The 14,660-nt window shown below is 64.0% G+C and carries 13 protein-coding genes; 8 read left to right on the plus strand and 5 right to left on the minus strand.

The window, feature by feature from the left end:
• Window positions 1-140 precede the first annotated feature (140 nt).
• The gene (locus J2R78_RS10385; protein WP_253604212.1) at window positions 141-1,220 is read right to left on the minus strand and encodes a branched-chain amino acid aminotransferase; all 1,080 of its coding nucleotides are present in this window, start codon (window positions 1,218-1,220) and stop codon (window positions 141-143) included.
• A gap of 330 nt (window positions 1,221-1,550) precedes the next feature.
• Here J2R78_RS10385 and J2R78_RS10390 point away from each other — a divergent pair, with 330 nt between their 5' ends.
• The 3 genes from J2R78_RS10390 (at window position 1,551) to J2R78_RS10400 (ending at window position 4,322) form a co-directional block, all read left to right on the plus strand.
• Window positions 1,551-2,099 carry a MarR family winged helix-turn-helix transcriptional regulator gene (locus tag J2R78_RS10390; protein ID WP_375166630.1) on the plus strand — a complete coding sequence of 183 codons (549 nt, stop codon included), beginning with the start codon at window positions 1,551-1,553 and terminating at the stop codon, window positions 2,097-2,099.
• Window positions 2,100-2,118: 19 nt separating this feature from the next.
• The gene (locus J2R78_RS10395) at window positions 2,119-2,823 is read left to right on the plus strand and encodes a response regulator (protein ID WP_375166656.1); all 705 of its coding nucleotides are present in this window, start codon (window positions 2,119-2,121) and stop codon (window positions 2,821-2,823) included.
• A gap of 113 nt (window positions 2,824-2,936) precedes the next feature.
• Entirely contained in the window at window positions 2,937-4,322 is a 1,386-nt protein-coding gene (locus J2R78_RS10400; RefSeq protein WP_028333083.1) for an ATP-binding protein, read from the plus strand.
• A 1-nt stretch (window position 4,323) separates the two neighbouring features.
• Here J2R78_RS10400 and J2R78_RS10405 read toward each other — a convergent pair whose 3' ends face one another.
• The 3 genes from J2R78_RS10405 to J2R78_RS10415 all read right to left on the minus strand — a co-directional run bounded on the left by J2R78_RS10405 (window position 4,324) and on the right by J2R78_RS10415 (window position 8,223).
• Window positions 4,324-6,459 (minus strand): TonB-dependent siderophore receptor, encoded by a 2,136-nt coding sequence (locus J2R78_RS10405; protein WP_253604214.1) that lies wholly within the window; start codon window positions 6,457-6,459, stop codon window positions 4,324-4,326.
• 890 nt (window positions 6,460-7,349) lie between these two features.
• Window positions 7,350-7,880: a DUF3617 domain-containing protein gene (locus J2R78_RS10410; protein ID WP_253604216.1), complete on the minus strand. Its 531-nt coding sequence runs from the start codon at window positions 7,878-7,880 to the stop codon at window positions 7,350-7,352.
• A 43-nt stretch (window positions 7,881-7,923) separates the two neighbouring features.
• Window positions 7,924-8,223, minus strand: coding sequence for a hypothetical protein (locus tag J2R78_RS10415; protein ID WP_028341043.1), 300 nt, complete (start codon window positions 8,221-8,223; stop codon window positions 7,924-7,926).
• 166 nt (window positions 8,224-8,389) lie between these two features.
• Here J2R78_RS10415 and J2R78_RS10420 point away from each other — a divergent pair, with 166 nt between their 5' ends.
• The 4 genes from J2R78_RS10420 to J2R78_RS10435 all read left to right on the plus strand — a co-directional run bounded on the left by J2R78_RS10420 (window position 8,390) and on the right by J2R78_RS10435 (window position 11,234).
• Window positions 8,390-8,866, plus strand: coding sequence for a hypothetical protein (locus J2R78_RS10420; RefSeq protein ID WP_057016620.1), 477 nt, complete (start codon window positions 8,390-8,392; stop codon window positions 8,864-8,866).
• A 113-nt stretch (window positions 8,867-8,979) separates the two neighbouring features.
• Window positions 8,980-9,666 carry a ribonuclease T2 gene (locus tag J2R78_RS10425; protein WP_057016621.1) on the plus strand — a complete coding sequence of 229 codons (687 nt, stop codon included), beginning with the start codon at window positions 8,980-8,982 and terminating at the stop codon, window positions 9,664-9,666.
• A 233-nt stretch (window positions 9,667-9,899) separates the two neighbouring features.
• A complete protein-coding gene (locus J2R78_RS10430; protein WP_057016622.1) occupies window positions 9,900-10,760 on the plus strand; it encodes a 23S rRNA (adenine(2030)-N(6))-methyltransferase RlmJ in 861 nt (286 codons plus the stop codon).
• Between the two features lie 261 nt (window positions 10,761-11,021).
• Entirely contained in the window at window positions 11,022-11,234 is a 213-nt protein-coding gene (locus J2R78_RS10435; protein ID WP_016844477.1) for a cold-shock protein, read from the plus strand.
• 272 nt (window positions 11,235-11,506) lie between these two features.
• Here J2R78_RS10435 and J2R78_RS10440 read toward each other — a convergent pair whose 3' ends face one another.
• Window positions 11,507-12,130, minus strand: a complete 624-nt coding sequence (locus tag J2R78_RS10440; RefSeq protein WP_253604218.1) for an outer membrane protein — start codon at window positions 12,128-12,130, stop codon at window positions 11,507-11,509.
• Window positions 12,131-12,396: 266 nt separating this feature from the next.
• Between J2R78_RS10440 and uvrC the strand changes: the two genes are divergently transcribed.
• Entirely contained in the window at window positions 12,397-14,496 is a 2,100-nt protein-coding gene (uvrC, locus tag J2R78_RS10445; protein ID WP_253604220.1) for an excinuclease ABC subunit UvrC, read from the plus strand.
• Window positions 14,497-14,660 lie beyond the last annotated feature (164 nt).

Raw genomic sequence — 14,660 nt, forward strand, 5'->3', positions numbered from 1 at the left:
CGGCCGTTTACCAGCCGGCGCGCAAGGCGGCAACCGGTGCCGCTACGCTGTCGTTCCGGGGCGCGTCGAACGACGCGAACCCGGAATCTCGAGATTCCGGGTTCGATGCTGCGCCTCGCCCCGGAATGACGTTGCGTCCGTCACTGGACGTTCCTGATCCAGTTATGCGGGTCGTTGGTGCGACCGTACTGGATGTCGACCAGCTTCTTGCGCAGGCCCATGGCGACCGGGCCGGCCACGCCGCCGCTGATCTGGAAGTCGCCGCTCGCCGAGCACACCTTGCCGATCGGCGAGATGACGGCCGCGGTGCCGCAGGCGAACGCCTCCTTCAGCTTGCCGCTGGCGGCGTCAGCGCGCCATTGCTGGATCGTATAGGGCTCCTCGCGCACGCGCGTGCCGGCATCCTTGGCAAGCGCGATGATCGAGTCGCGGGTGATGCCGGGCAGGATGGTGCCGAGCGGCGGCGTCAGCAGCGAGCCGTCGTCGAACGCGAAGAACACGTTCATGCCGCCGAGCTCCTCGATGTAGCGGCGCTCGACCGCATCGAGGAACACGACCTGGTCGCAGCCCCGTTCGATCGCCTCGGCCTGCGCGCGCAGGCTGGCGGCGTAGTTGCCGCCGCACTTGACGGCGCCGGTGCCGCCGATCGCGGCGCGGGTGTAATTCTCCGACACCCAGATCGACACCGGCGCAGGGCCGCCCTTGAAATAGGAGCCGACCGGGGAGGCGATGACCGAGAAGATGTATTCGGCCGACGGCTTCACGCCGAGGAAGACCTCGCTCGCGATCATGAAAGGCCGCAGATAGAGACTGCCCTCGCCACCCGGGATCCAGGCGCGATCGATCCGCACCAGCTGCTCGACTGCATCGATGAACAAATCCTCGGGCAACGGCGCCATCGCCATGCGCTCGGCCGAATCATGGAAGCGGCGGGCATTGGCGTCCGGCCGAAACAGGTTCACGCCGCCGTCGTCGCGCTTGTAGGCCTTGAGACCTTCGAAAATTTCCTGGGCGTAGTGCAGCACGGCGCCGGCCGGATCGAGCGGAAAATTGGCGCGGGCCTCGACGCGGGCGCTGTGCCAGCCCTTGCCCTGGCTGTAGCGGACGATCGCCATGTGATCGGTAAAGACCCGGCCGAAGCCGGGGTCCACGAGCTTCGCGGCGCGATCCTTGTCGGATGTCGCATTCGGCGAAGGCTGGATGTCAAATTTCAAAGTCATTTTTCTTGCTTTCCGCTGTCGGAACCGGCGCGATACCCGGCGCCGGCCTGTTTCCCCCGGAGCCATCAGGCTCGGCTGGCCCGAACTTCACCACCGCCGGCCGCGCCGCCGGCTTCCATCGCCAACATGCCGTTTAGACATGCTTTTGCGGAATGCTGAAGTCCAGTATGTTTGCCGAAATGCCGCTCGACAATCGCACGGTAGTCCAATTTGCGGCCCAAACCGCCTCACAGGCTCGTTCAGGCCGCCTTAAACGCTGTCGAGGACAAAACGACCTAATGTTTCGTCGTGACGGACAGTTTTGTAACATTGAACCCAAGATACGTCAATATGACTGACATAAATTTCTCAGGCATGGCTGCCAAGCCCGATTCGCAGGGAGACGACAACGCTCCTGGGGCGGGGGCGCGCGACCTGCGCTGGGACATCATCGAGCTGTTGTTCTTCGCCTACCGCGACTTTGTCGGCGATGCCGACCAGGAACTGGAGGCGTTCGGCTTCGGCCGCGCCCACCACCGCGTCATCCACTTCGTCACCCGCTATCCCGGCCTGAAGGTCGCCGACCTGCTCGACGTCCTGCGCATCACCAAGCAGTCGCTCGGGCGCGTGCTCAAGCAGCTGCTCGACGAGGGCTACATCGTGCAGAAGACCGGCAACAACGACCGCCGGCAGCGCCTGCTCTACGCCACCCCGAAGGGCGAGGCGCTGGTCGCCAAGCTCGCGGGGCTGCAGACCGACCGCATCAACCGGGCGGTCGCCGGCATCGATCCGGCCGGCGTCGAGACGGTTCGCCAATTCCTCCGCGCGATGATCGACCGCGACGATCCCGACAAGGTGCTCGAAGCGATCTTCGGCGGCGGCAGAAAAACGAGGGAGTGAGCTGGTGCAGGCTGCAACCATGATGCGCGCGCCGGTCGAGCCGGCCGACGACGCGCCGCATCTTCTGCTGGTCGACGACGACCGCCGCATTCGCGACCTGCTGTCGCGCTTTCTTTCCGGCGAAGGCTACCGGGTCACGACGGCAATGAGCGCCACCGATGCGCGCGCCAAGCTGCTCGGGCTGCATTTCGACCTGCTGATCCTCGACGTGATGATGCCCGGCGAGAACGGCTTCGACCTCGCCCGCTTCATCCGCAGCTCCTCGACGGTGCCGATCATCATGCTGACCGCCCGCCACGAGGCGGAAGCCCGCATCGAGGGCTTGCAGATCGGCGCCGACGATTATGTCGCCAAGCCGTTCGAGCCGCGCGAGCTCGTGCTCAGGATCGGCAATATCCTCAAGCGCAGCGCGCCGCCGCAGGTCGCAGTCGTCGAGCAGATCGCGTTCGGCCCCTATATTTTCCACATCGAGCGCAGCGAACTGCGTCAGGGCGAGGAGATCATCCATCTGACCGATCGCGAGCGCGAGATGCTGCGCATCCTCGCCAGCGCGCCCGGCGAGACCGTGCCGCGTGCCGAGCTGACCTCCGGCGGCACCGTCAACGAACGCGCGGTCGACGTGCAGATCAACCGCCTGCGCCGCAAGATCGAGCACGATCCCGCCAATCCGCTGTTTCTGCAGGCGGTGCGCGGCATCGGCTATCGCCTAGTGGCTTCGCCCTGAGCATGACCCAGAAAGTAGCCCGCATGAGCGAAGCGATATGCGGGGTTGGCAAGCCCCGGATATCGCTTCGCTCATCCGGGCTACGAAATCCCATCGCTCTATAAGTATCGAACATGAGCACGCTCGACTCCGGCCTGACCCTGATCCGCAACGCCTCGCAGCGCGTCTCGAAGGCGAACGGCTGGATGGGCAACGCGTTCAAGAGCTGGATGCCGACCGGCCTCTATGCGCGCGCGCTGCTGATCATGATCGTGCCGATGGTGATCCTGCAGACCGTGGTGGCGTTCGTGTTCATGGAGCGGCACTGGAACACGGTGACGCGGCGCCTGTCGGCCGCGGTGGTGTCCGATATTGCCGCGCTGATCGACGTCTACAAGAGCTACCCGCAGGACAAGGACCGCGCGCAGCTTCGCCGCATCGCCCAGAAACTGCAGCTGGTGGTCGACTTCCTTCCCGCCGGCGACATGCCGCCGCCGGGGCCGAAGCCGTTCTTCTCGCTGCTCGACCAGACGCTTTCGGTGCAGCTCGGCCGCCAGATCAGCCGCCCGTTCTGGATCGACACCGTCGGCAAATCCAATTTGGTCGAGATCCGCGTGCAGCTCGACGATTCGGTGATGCGGATCTTCGCCCAGCGCAGCGCGGCCTACGCCTCCAATTCGGAGATCTTCATCTTCTGGATGCTCGGCACCTCGACGATCCTCCTGATCGTCGCCGTGCTATTCCTGCGCAACCAGATCAAGCCGATCCTACGGCTCGCCGACGCCGCCGAAAGTTTCGGCAAGGGCCGCGAGGCGCCGAACTTCCGGCCGCGCGGCGCGCGCGAGGTGCGGCGCGCGGCGCAGGCCTTCATCGAGATGAAGGCGCGCGTCGAACGTTCGATCGAGCAGCGCACCGCGATGCTCGCCGGCGTGTCGCACGATCTGCGCACCATCCTGACCCGCTTCAAGCTCGAGCTTGCCCTGATCGGCGAAGGCCCCGAGATCGACGCGATGCGCAAGGACGTCGACGAAATGTCGATGATGCTGGAGGATTATCTCGCCTTCGCGCGCGGCGATTCCGGCGAGGTCGCGCAGCCGACCGACATGGCGTTGGCGCTGGAGGAATTGCGCAGCGACGCCGAACGCCACGGCCACACCGCAACCGTTGCATTCCACGGCCTGCCCGTCGTCACGGTGAAGCCGGCCTCGTTCAAGCGCTGTCTCGCCAACCTCGTCTCCAACGCGGCGCGCCACGCCAACACCATCTCGATCACCGGCCATCGCGACCATCGCTATCTCAACGTCACGGTCGACGACGACGGGCCGGGCATCCCCGCCGACATGCGCGAGGAAGTGTTCAAGCCGTTCCTGCGGCTCGACGATGCCCGCAACCAGGACGAAGGCGGCACCGGGCTCGGGCTTGCGATCGCCCGCGACATCGCCCGCTCGCATGGCGGCGACATCATGCTCAGCGAAAGTCCGATGGGCGGCCTGCGCGCCGTCGTGCGGGTGCCGGTGTAACCTACCAGCGGTAGGACAAGGTGCCGATGACCTGCCGCCGTTCGCCGGCATAACAGTAACCGGACTGGCAGGTCTGGTAGTGCGTGTCGAACAGATTGGTCGCGTTGACGCGCATCGTGGCGCCGAGGAAGCGCCGGTCCAGCTTGCCCAGATCGTAATCGATCACCGCATCGAACAGCGTCGTCGCTGCGTTCTGGAACGTGTTCTGGTCGTTGCCGAAGTTCGTCCCGATATAGCGCACGCCGAGACCAAGCCCGAGGCCTTCGACGGGCACGCCGGACTGGAACGTATATTTGCCGAAGGCGGCGAAGGAATTCCTCGGAATGCCGGAGAGCTCATTGCCGGTCGTATCGGGATTGCCCTGCGTGATCACGACGTTGAGATGCGTGTAGGCGGCAGTGAGATCAAATCCCTGCTTGAGCGCCAGCTTCGCCTCGAGCTCCACGCCCTTGGATTCGACCTGCCCGGTCGCTGCCTGGAACGCCATGTTGTTCGGATCGGTGCGCAGCACATTGTCCTGCGTGATGTCGAACACCGCGGCGGTCAACAGCACCGGAATGTTCGGCATCTGGTACTTGATGCCCACTTCCTTCTGCTCGCCGGTGGTCGGCTTGAACGGCAGTCCGGATGCGTCGACGCCGACCTGCGGGGCGAATGCCGTCGCGTAGCTGACATAGGGCGCAATGCCATTGTCGAAGACATAACTCAGGCCCGCACGGCCCGTGAAGGCGGTGGCCCTTTGCGTCGACGGCACGCCGTCCAGACCCGCGGTCGTGGTCTGCGACACCCAGCTCTGGCGGCCGTTGAGCGTCAGAATAAAGCCTCCGAGCTTGGCCTGCTCCTGCGCATAGACACCGACCTCGTCGGTCGACTGCTTGTTGAAGATCGAGAATGCCGGCGTCGCGATGGCCTGGGCGCCGTAGTTCATGGTCAGGAGATTGAGATCGGGCGCCGGGCCGTAACCGATCTTGTCGTTGTAGTAGGAGTGACCGTAGTCGACGCCGAACAGCACGGTATTCTTGATCGCGCCGAGCATGAACTTGGCCTCGGCCTGATTGTCGAGCGTCACCGTGTTGAAGCTGTCCAGGATCCGCCACGCGGACCGCGACGCCAGATTGGTGCTGCTGTCGATTGAATCGATCTGGGTGTATTTCGCGTCGACGTCGACCTGGTAGAAGCGGAAGTTCTGCCGCACCGTCCACACGTCGTCGACATTATGCTCGAACGCGTAGCCGATGCGATATTGCTTCTGATCCATCGCGCTGAACGCCGGATCATTCGAATAGATGTTGGTCAACTGTCCGTCAGGCGTGCGGAAATTGCCGATGCTGGCGGCGGTTCGGCTCTTTTGATATTCGCTGAGGATGGTGAAGGACGTGTCGGCGTCCGGCCGCCAGGTCAGCGCCGGCGCGATATAGGCGCGATCGTCGTCGTTGCCGGGGTACCAGGTCTTTGCGTCGCGAAGCAGGCCCGTCAGCCGGTAGTACAGCTGATCGCTGCCGGGCACCGGACCACCGACATCGAAACTGCCCTGGTAACGGTCGTAGGTGCCGCCCTGCAGCTGCACCTCACCGAATGCCGTCAACGGCGGCCGCTTGGTCGTGACATCCACGATGCCTCCCGGAGAGCCGAGGCCATAGAGGCCCGAGGCTGGTCCGCGGAGGATCGACACGCTGTCGAGACCGTAAGGTTCGATCTTGGGAATTGCGAAGTTGCCGCCGCCCTGGCGCAGGCCGTCGCGATAGATCCCTGTATAGGTCGCGTCGAAGCCACGGATGTAGAAACTATCGAACCTTGGATCATAGCCGAACGCCGTGGTCGTCACGCCGGGCGTGTAGCTGACGGCGTCCTTGAGCGTCTGAACGTTGCGATCCCTTAGCTCCTTTTGCGTCACGACCGAAAGCGACTGCGGCGTTTCGATCAGCGCTGTGCTGGTCTTGGTGCCGGCCGTGCTCGCGGTTGCGACGTACCCCGTGGTCGTACCGATCGCGCCTCCTGTGCCTTGCGACCGCGGAGCCTGGCTCCGGGCGGGCGCCGCGGCACTGCGGCGCCGGTTCGCCGCGACCGCGCGCGAAGTCCTGGTGTTCTGGCTTGAAACGACGGCACCGCGCTTCCTTGCGGCGCCAGGTTCATCCACCGTCACTGCGGGAAGTTCGCTGACATTGCTCTGCGGAGGACTTGTCTGCGCCTGAGCGCTGGCGACGTCTGCACCCATTGGCACAAGTATGACCGAACCGAGTAGCGCCGCATTGATCGCAGCCGTTGATGCGAGCAAGCCGCGCTTGCTCCGCAACGAAGCCATTCCCACCGAACAAATCCCCACATTGCCTTACGCCGACATCGATCGAGTCGCGTTTGCGACAAGGCCGGCATCGATTGGGGCGGACTTCTATCGGCGGGATGATCGAAATTCCACACGCGCAAAATAGAATCGATGGAAGCAGCAACGAAGCGCAACACTGGAGTGGTTCAAGATGCGCATCACTGGAACGATTCAAAACGACATGTTGGCGCGTCAGGCTTTCGACACGACGAATGCGATGCGCGTCGTCTCTCGCAGAGAGTCTCGAACGCGGGAGCACGCGGCGATCATTCAATGATGTTGCATCCCGTCGACGTCATCGCGCGCCAAGGAGCGCACGAACGCGGTGAACCGTCATCTCCGCGCAAAGGCCATCGCATTTCGTGGCGGCGTGCTCGTGGCCATCCTTCGAGACGCCCGCCTTCGGCGGGCTCCTCAGGATGAGGTCTTGTTCTGCGGCACAATAGTAGACCCTCATGGTGAGGAGCGCCGCTTGCGGCGCGTCTCGAACCACGAGGCCAAGCACTTGCGCGGTCGCCAAGGGGCATATGCGATAGCCCTGGGGGTGAAGGGAAGGATCGGATGGATTGCGCATCGCGTCAGCGCAAGGTTGCTCCGCATTTTCGTCGCGAGCTACTCGAAATGATGGTACGGCAAGCGGCGCAGCCTCTCAGCGTGCGAGGCGATGCATTCAGGCGCGCGGCAACAGCCGGATGCGCTGCGCGCTACTTCTGCTTGGGCAGGAGGCCCTTCAGCTTTTCCATGTCCTTGACGTTCATCTTCATGCCGCCGGGCATGATGATGTCGCCGGCCTTCTGGTCGCTCTTGCAGGCGCCGAGCCATTTCGCCTCGACGGTCATCGTGGTGTCGCGCGAGCCGGCCGCGCCGCCCTCGGCATGGGAGGTGCTCTTCACCGTGTAGGCGGAATTGAAATCGCCGACGATCTCGGCATGGCTCTGCATCGTCATGCCGGCGACGCTGCAGACGCTGTCGCTGACATAGCCGGTCGCGGTCTTCTGGATATCCTGCTTCGAGCAGACTTCCTTGGCCATCGGCGAGGCCGCCGCGCTCATCTCCTTGTCGGTGGTCTCGTCGGTGCAGTGCTGCATGGTGATTTCGGGCATCGGCCCGCCGGTGCGCACCATCTTCATCTCCCACAGACCGGCCTTGCGGATCGGCAGGTCGACGGCACTTGCGGCGCCAGCGGACAGGACAAGGCACACAGCCGAACCAAGCAAGGCAAGCTGTCGGGTCATGCGGTCGGCTCCCGGCTGAACGATCGAAAGATCCGGTGCGCGCTCAGTAGAGCGTGCGCAGCGGCCTCTGGGCTGCGCCATAGGGCACCCAGCGACAGGCGAACGAGATGTAGCCGCCCGGATAGTTCTGCATCGCAAGGAACTTGACCACCTTGCCGTAGGAGGCGCAGTGATCGACTGCGAGTTGCCGGGCGTCGCTCTGGGTCGCCAGCGTATAGGCGATGATACCGCCGGTATCATTGCCCTTGAACGGCGGTACCGGCTGCATCCAATCCGCCCGCGCCGGCACAACGGCCAGCATCCCGCAAACGGCAACCAGGCACGCGGCCAATTTCCTTCGCATCGCAGACTCCATTTCGCTTCGAGCCAACATAGAGTGCGCCGGCGACCGTGAAAAGAACGAGCCGGCTCCCCAAAGTGGACTTCTCCGCAGGTGTTGCCGCCCTGCACTTGACCTTGCCGGGGCTTCGCGGCACCGTCCGCGGCATCGGATAATCGGGTGGATTCCCATGCGCAACCTGTTCAACTCCCGCAATAAACTCGGCCGCAAGCTCGGCCTCGGCGCCGCACTCGTGGTCGGCCTGCTGGCTTTCGGGGGTACGGCCCAGGCCGCCAATCCGCTCGAAATGAACTTCTGGCTGTCCGGCCCGCGCTATGACGGCAATGTGGCCCCATGCGAGAAGGCCCTGACGGTCATCAGCACGCAATTCCAGGAAAAGGAAGCCACCTTCTGGAATTCGCCGCTCGTGATCACCGGCTTCAACGGGATTCACGAAACCGCCTTCCGCCCCTGGCAGTCCGACAATATCCCGCGCCGTTATTGCACGGGCGAGGCGATGCTGAGCGACGGCAAAGTGCGCAAGGTGCACTATTCGATCATCGAGGACGGCGGCTTTGCCAGCATCAATCAGGGCGTCGAATGGTGCGTCGCGGGGCTCGACCGCAACTGGACCTATAACCCGTCCTGCAAGGCCGCGCGGCCCTGATCTCCGACCAGATTGCTAAAGCAGGAGCCGCCGCCATTTGGACGGCGGCTTTTTGTTCTTGAAATGTTCTCGCGGCCTGCTAGGCTCTGGGCGGTCGAGTGAGGGAGCGTTTGATGCCTCGGTTGGACACGATTTCCCGATTTTTGATTTCGGTTGCCATTATTCTGTGCGGTGCGGTCGGGGCGTCGGCCCAGGATCGCCGCCAGAATGCGCCCGGTGAGTTCGATTTCTATGTGCTGTCGCTGTCGTGGTCGCCCTCGTTCTGCGAGGCGGCGAGCGAGCGCGGCAACAACGGCCGCGGCACGCAGGCGCAATGCGGCGGACGGCCCTATTCCTTCGTGGTGCACGGCCTGTGGCCGCAATATGAGCGGGGCTTTCCGGAATACTGCCAGCGGCCTTCGCCGCGACTCGCCCGCAGCATCATGAGCTCGATGCTCGACCTGATGCCGGCGCCCGGGCTGATCTACAACGAGTGGGACAAGCACGGCACCTGCTCCGGTCTCGGCGAGCGCGCCTATTTCGAAGCCATCCGCAAGGCCCGCGCCACGGTGAAGATCCCCGAGGAATTCCTGCAATTGTCGGAGCCGAAGACGGTCGCGCCCGACGAGCTGGAGACGGCATTCATCAAGGTCAATCCGGGCCTCAGCAACTCCGCGATCTCGGTGACCTGCGACAGCAAGCGGCTCAGCGAGGTGCGGATCTGCCTCAGCAAGGATCTGCAATTCCGCTCCTGCGAGGAAATCGACCGCCGCGCCTGCCGCCGCGATCAGGTGCTGATGCCGCCGGTTCGCGGCGGCTGAAACTCTGGGTCATGGCCGACAGACCCGCGCTGCGCGTCGTCGCGCAGCATGTCCCGGCCACCTGCGCCATCGCGAAACAAGCAAGATAAGGCGCAGATGCCCGGGAGCCGGCTACGCCAAGGCTTCGCCGAGCTTGGACGTTACCCCCGCCGAAGCTTTAGCGAAGGCCGGGACAAGCCCGGGCATGACGAGTACAACATGCGCACCCTTTGGGAGCGCAGCACGATCATCACATGAACTACCGTCACGCCTTTCATGCCGGCAGCTTTGCCGACGTCATCAAGCACATCGTGCTGGTGCGCATGCTCACCTATCTGCAGGACAAGCCGGCGCCGTTCCGCGTCATCGACACCCATGCCGGCGCCGGTCTCTATGATTTGACGTCGAGCGAAGCGCAGCGCGGCGGCGAATGGCTCACCGGCATCGCGCGGCTGATGCAGGCGCGGCTCTCCGACCAGGCATTGCCGCTGATCGCGCCCTATCTCGACATCGTCAGAGCATTCAATCCGAAAGGCGAGCTGAAAGCCTATCCTGGTTCGCCGTTGATCGCGCGGGCGCTGCTGCGTCCGCAAGATCGCCTCACCGCCTGCGAGATCGAACCGACGGCGCGCAAACAACTGATCGACGCCTTGCGACGCGACGCGCAAGCGCGCGTCGTCGATCTCGACGGCTGGATGGCGCTGCCCGCATTCGTGCCGCCGAACGAACGGCGCGGCCTGGTGCTGATCGATCCGCCGTTCGAAGCGAAGGACGAGTTCGAGCGGCTGGCCAGTGCTTTCACGGAAGCGTACGCGAAGTGGCCGACCGGCTCGTATCTTTTGTGGTACCCCGTAAAAACCCGGAGAGCCACCGACGAGCTAACGCGCAGTGTGGCCGCTGCAGCAGCAAGCAGCCGGCCCGCCGGCAAATGCCTGCGATTGGAATTCAGTGTGGCACCGCAAGAAGCAGGCGCAGGCCTCGTTTCCACAGGGCTTTTGCTGGTGAATCCGCCGTGGACGCTGGCGAATGAGTTGAAGATCATCCTGCCCGAACTCGAGAAGCCGCTCGGTCAAGGCGGCGCGGGACGCTTCAGACTCGAGACGCCTAAACCATGATCGACACCTCCTACTGAAAAGTTCAATTTTGAGCATAGGCAATTTGCGCGGAACCGTATTATGCTCATCCTGTTACGACTGGCTTTACGTTCCGCTTCCGCGAATGGTTGCGGCGGAGTGACAAGGCCGAAATAAAATCCAGGCGGACCGGCGGCGTGACGCCGGCCTGTTCAGGTGGCCAAGCTTCCGACAAGCGAATGTCGGTCAACCGCTACGCGGCGTGCGCGTAGCGGTGGAGCAATACGGGGGAGGAGTTTCCCGATGGCCATGACTGGGACAGTCAAGTTCTTCAACGGAGAGCGTGGCTACGGCTTCATCAAGCCTGATGATGGCGGCCGCGATGTGTTCGTTCACATCACAGCCGTCGAGCGTGCAGGATTGAAGGACCTGACTGAAGGACAACGCATTACGTTCGAGGTTGAGCCCGACAAGAAGGGCAAGGGCCCGAAGGCGGTCAACCTGGTGGTCTCATGACGAGCGCTCGCGATGCGCGGCTCGGGATGAACACCGAATGAGGCGTTGCGTGTGAGTTGACTGCCGAGCGCGGCTAGCGCTCGCTGGATGACCACCTGCATGATGCGGACGCGACTGGCGGTGCCGCATATCCCACACGTGCGGCCCACCGATTGGATTCGCGGACGCCGCGGCATGCATGCCGCCGTGCACGACGTTGAGATCATCAACACAAAGAAAAACCCGGCCGCGCAAGGCGCGGCCGGGAGTTGATGGTCGACGTTTTCTTGTTCTCAGAAGTGATAGTTGATGCCGGCGCGAACCAGGCTGAAGCTGTAGCCGTTCGACACGCCACCGGTGATCGTGAAATTGCTGTTGGCAAGGTCGACGTAGAGATACTCGATCTTGGCGCTCCAGTGCGGGGCAAAGCCCATTTCGGCGCCGGCACCGACGGTGAAGCCCGCATTGGTGTGGCTCTCCGTGATGCCGAACGTCTCGCCGCGCAGTTCGCCGAAGGCGAGACCGCCGGTCGCGTAGAACAGCACGTTGTTGACCGCATAGCCGGCGCGGCCGCGCACCGTGCCGAACCACGGGTTGGAGAACTTCCACGGCGCGAACCGGTCGTCGGCTGTGGTGCCCTGGATATCGGCCTCGATACCGAACACCCAGGGGGAGCCGTTCTGGAAGTTGTAGCCGGCCTGTACACCGCCGACGAAACCGGACGGCTTGGTCGGGTTGTTCTCGACCGAGCCCCAGCCATAGCCGACATTGCCGCCGAGATAGGGGCCGGCCCAGCTATAGGCATTGAGCGGCTGATAGACGGTATAAGGCGATCCGTAGTTGAGATCGGCCGACGCCGCCGAGGTCGTCCAGCCTGCAACGATCAGTGCCAGCGCACGCGCAACAAACCGGGGCATTGGTACTCTCCAGAACGCAACTGCCGCAGCCCGCCGGCCAGGGCCGGCGTGGTTACGGAATTCCACTTTTTTCGCTAAGGTTTATCGAGAGTTTTAAGTTAAAGGGCTGTTAAGCCCGGTTACCGGCCCGCTCATCAGTCTTAACAAGGTGTTACACACCCCTCCCGCATGCGCGCGGGGCCCCGGTAACCTCCTGCAATCGAGGTGCTTTTTGTTGGTGCCGTCAGCGCTGGCGACCGGTCGCCCAAGCACTTAGTTTACCGCCCATGGTTCACGATTCTCCCGAGCGCCCGACGCCGGCCCCCAAGGTTGACTCCAAGGCTGACCCCAAGCCACGGCGCGGTTCAAAGTCCGACCTGCCACAGGACGATCTGGCGCTCGATACAAGCGACGTCGATCCCGAAACCTCCGCCGCCGAGGAGGACGACGAGGCACGCCTGCCCGAGGCTTCGGAGGACGCCGCCGAGGCGGTCGCCGAGGGCACGCTCTCGGTCGGACATGCCGCGATCGAGAACGCGGTCCGCCTCGCCCCGACCTCGCCCGGCGTCTATCGCATGCTCAACGCCGCCAACGACGTGCTCTATGTCGGCAAGGCGAAGAACGTCAAAAAGCGGCTGTCGTCCTATGCGCGGGCCAACGCGCCGCTGCCGGCGCGCATCCTGCGTATGATCGCGGCGACCACGCAGGTCGAGATCGTCTCGACCATGACCGAGACCGAGGCGCTGCTGCTCGAAGCCAATCTGATCAAGCAGCTCCGTCCGCGCTTCAATGTGCAGCTGCGCGACGACAAGTCGTTTCCCTATATTCTGATCACCGGCGACCACTGGGCGCCGCAGATCCTCAAGCATCGCGGCGCGCAGTCGCGGCCCGGGCGCTATTTCGGGCCGTTCGCCAACGCCGGCGCGGTCAACCGCACCATCACGGCGCTGCAGCGCGCGTTCCTGATCCGCTCCTGCACCGACGGCTTCTTCGAAAGCCGCAGCCGGCCCTGCCTGCTCTATCAGATCAAGCGCTGCGCCGGCCCCTGCACGCGCGAGATCGACTTCCCCGGCTATAGCGAACTGGTGCGCGAGGCGACCGAATTCCTCTCCGGCCGCAGCCACGCCGTCAAGGAGCTGCTCGCGGCCGAGATGGAGAAGGCCTCCGGCGAGCTCGAGTTCGAAACCGCGGCGCTGTACCGCGACCGTCTCGCGGCGCTGTCGGCGATCCAGTCGCAGCAGGGCATCAATCCGCGCACGGTCGAAGAGGCCGATGTGTTCGCAATCCACCAGGAGGGCGGCTACTCCTGCGTCGAGGTGTTCTTCTTCCGCACCGGCCAGAACTGGGGCAACCGCGCCTATTTCCCGAAGGCCGAGAAGAGCTTCACGCCCGAGGAGGTGCTGTCCTCGTTCCTCGCGCAATTCTACGACGACAAGCCGCCGCCGAAGCTGATCCTGCTCTCGCACGAGATCGAGGAAAGCGCGTTGCTCGCCGACGCGCTGTCGGTCAAGGCCGGATCCAAGGTCGAGGTCACCGTGCCGAAGCGCGGCGAGAAGAAGGAGCTGATCGGCCACGCCCTCACCAACGCGCGCGAGGCGCTCGGCCGCAAGCTCGCCGATACCGCGACGCAAAGCCGGCTGCTGGAGGACATGGTCTCGACGCTCGGCCTGCCGCACACACCCAAGCGGATCGAGGTCTACGACAACAGCCACATCCAGGGCACCAACGCGGTCGGCGCGATGATCGTGGCGGGACCCGACGGGTTCATGAAGAACCAGTACCGCAAGTTCAACATCAAGTCCGAAGGGCTGACGCCGGGCGACGATTACGGAATGATGCGCGAGGTGCTGGAACGCCGCTTCAAGCGGTTGCTGAAGCCGCCGGAGGGCGAGGCCGCAGCCAAGACGAAAGCGGATGACGATTCGTTCCCGCAATGGCCCGACCTCGTCATCATCGACGGCGGCCGCGGCCAGCTCAACGCGGTCCGGGAGATCTTCCAGAATCTCGGGCTGACCGAGGTCTCGCTGATGGCGGTCGCCAAGGGTCCGGAGCGCGATGCCGGGCGCGAAACCCTGTTCATGCCCGACCGCGAGGCCATCAAGCTGGAGCCGCGGGACCCGGTGCTCTATTTCATCCAGCGGCTGCGCGACGAGGCCCACCGCTTCGTGATCGGCTCGCACCGCAAGCTGCGCAAGAAGGACATCCGCGAAGCCGGCCTGCAGGAGATCCCGGGCATCGGCCCGTCCCGCAAGCGTGCCTTGCTGCACCACTTCGGAACGCTCAAGGAGATCGAGCGGGCCTCGATCGCCGACCTCGGCAAGGTTCCCGGCGTCAGCGCCGAGAGTGCCCGCAAGATTTTCGAGTTTTTCCACGCCCAGCCGGGTTAAACCAAAGGCGAGTCATCAGGGCGTCGCCTGCGACAGGGCATCTAGGGCATGATGCGGAAAAGTGTGAGGCAGTTATCCGAAAAGATCATGCTTGAACAACGGGCTAAGGCGCTATGACGATGCAGCGCAATCTGGTCGCGCTTGACGCGTCCGCACGGTTGACC

The organism is Bradyrhizobium sp. USDA 4538, from assembly GCF_024171045.1.
GTDB classification, from domain to species: Bacteria; Pseudomonadota; Alphaproteobacteria; order Rhizobiales; family Xanthobacteraceae; genus Bradyrhizobium; species Bradyrhizobium australafricanum.

What these genes read in the sequence shown, in the direction of transcription:
- J2R78_RS10385 (WP_253604212.1), bottom strand. Translation starts at nt 1,220, where the DNA reads ATGACTTTGAAATTTGACATCCAGCCTTCGCCGAATGCGACATCCGAC.
- J2R78_RS10390 (WP_375166630.1), top strand. Translation starts at nt 1,551, where the DNA reads ATGACTGACATAAATTTCTCAGGCATGGCTGCCAAGCCCGATTCGCAG.
- J2R78_RS10395 (WP_375166656.1), top strand. Translation starts at nt 2,119, where the DNA reads ATGATGCGCGCGCCGGTCGAGCCGGCCGACGACGCGCCGCATCTTCTG.
- J2R78_RS10400 (WP_028333083.1), top strand. Translation starts at nt 2,937, where the DNA reads ATGAGCACGCTCGACTCCGGCCTGACCCTGATCCGCAACGCCTCGCAG.
- J2R78_RS10410 (WP_253604216.1), bottom strand. Translation starts at nt 7,880, where the DNA reads ATGACCCGACAGCTTGCCTTGCTTGGTTCGGCTGTGTGCCTTGTCCTG.
- J2R78_RS10415 (WP_028341043.1), bottom strand. Translation starts at nt 8,223, where the DNA reads ATGCGAAGGAAATTGGCCGCGTGCCTGGTTGCCGTTTGCGGGATGCTG.
- J2R78_RS10420 (WP_057016620.1), top strand. Translation starts at nt 8,390, where the DNA reads ATGCGCAACCTGTTCAACTCCCGCAATAAACTCGGCCGCAAGCTCGGC.
- J2R78_RS10425 (WP_057016621.1), top strand. Translation starts at nt 8,980, where the DNA reads ATGCCTCGGTTGGACACGATTTCCCGATTTTTGATTTCGGTTGCCATT.
- J2R78_RS10430 (WP_057016622.1), top strand. Translation starts at nt 9,900, where the DNA reads ATGAACTACCGTCACGCCTTTCATGCCGGCAGCTTTGCCGACGTCATC.
- J2R78_RS10435 (WP_016844477.1), top strand. Translation starts at nt 11,022, where the DNA reads ATGGCCATGACTGGGACAGTCAAGTTCTTCAACGGAGAGCGTGGCTAC.
- J2R78_RS10440 (WP_253604218.1), bottom strand. Translation starts at nt 12,130, where the DNA reads ATGCCCCGGTTTGTTGCGCGTGCGCTGGCACTGATCGTTGCAGGCTGG.
- uvrC (WP_253604220.1), top strand. Translation starts at nt 12,397, where the DNA reads ATGGTTCACGATTCTCCCGAGCGCCCGACGCCGGCCCCCAAGGTTGAC.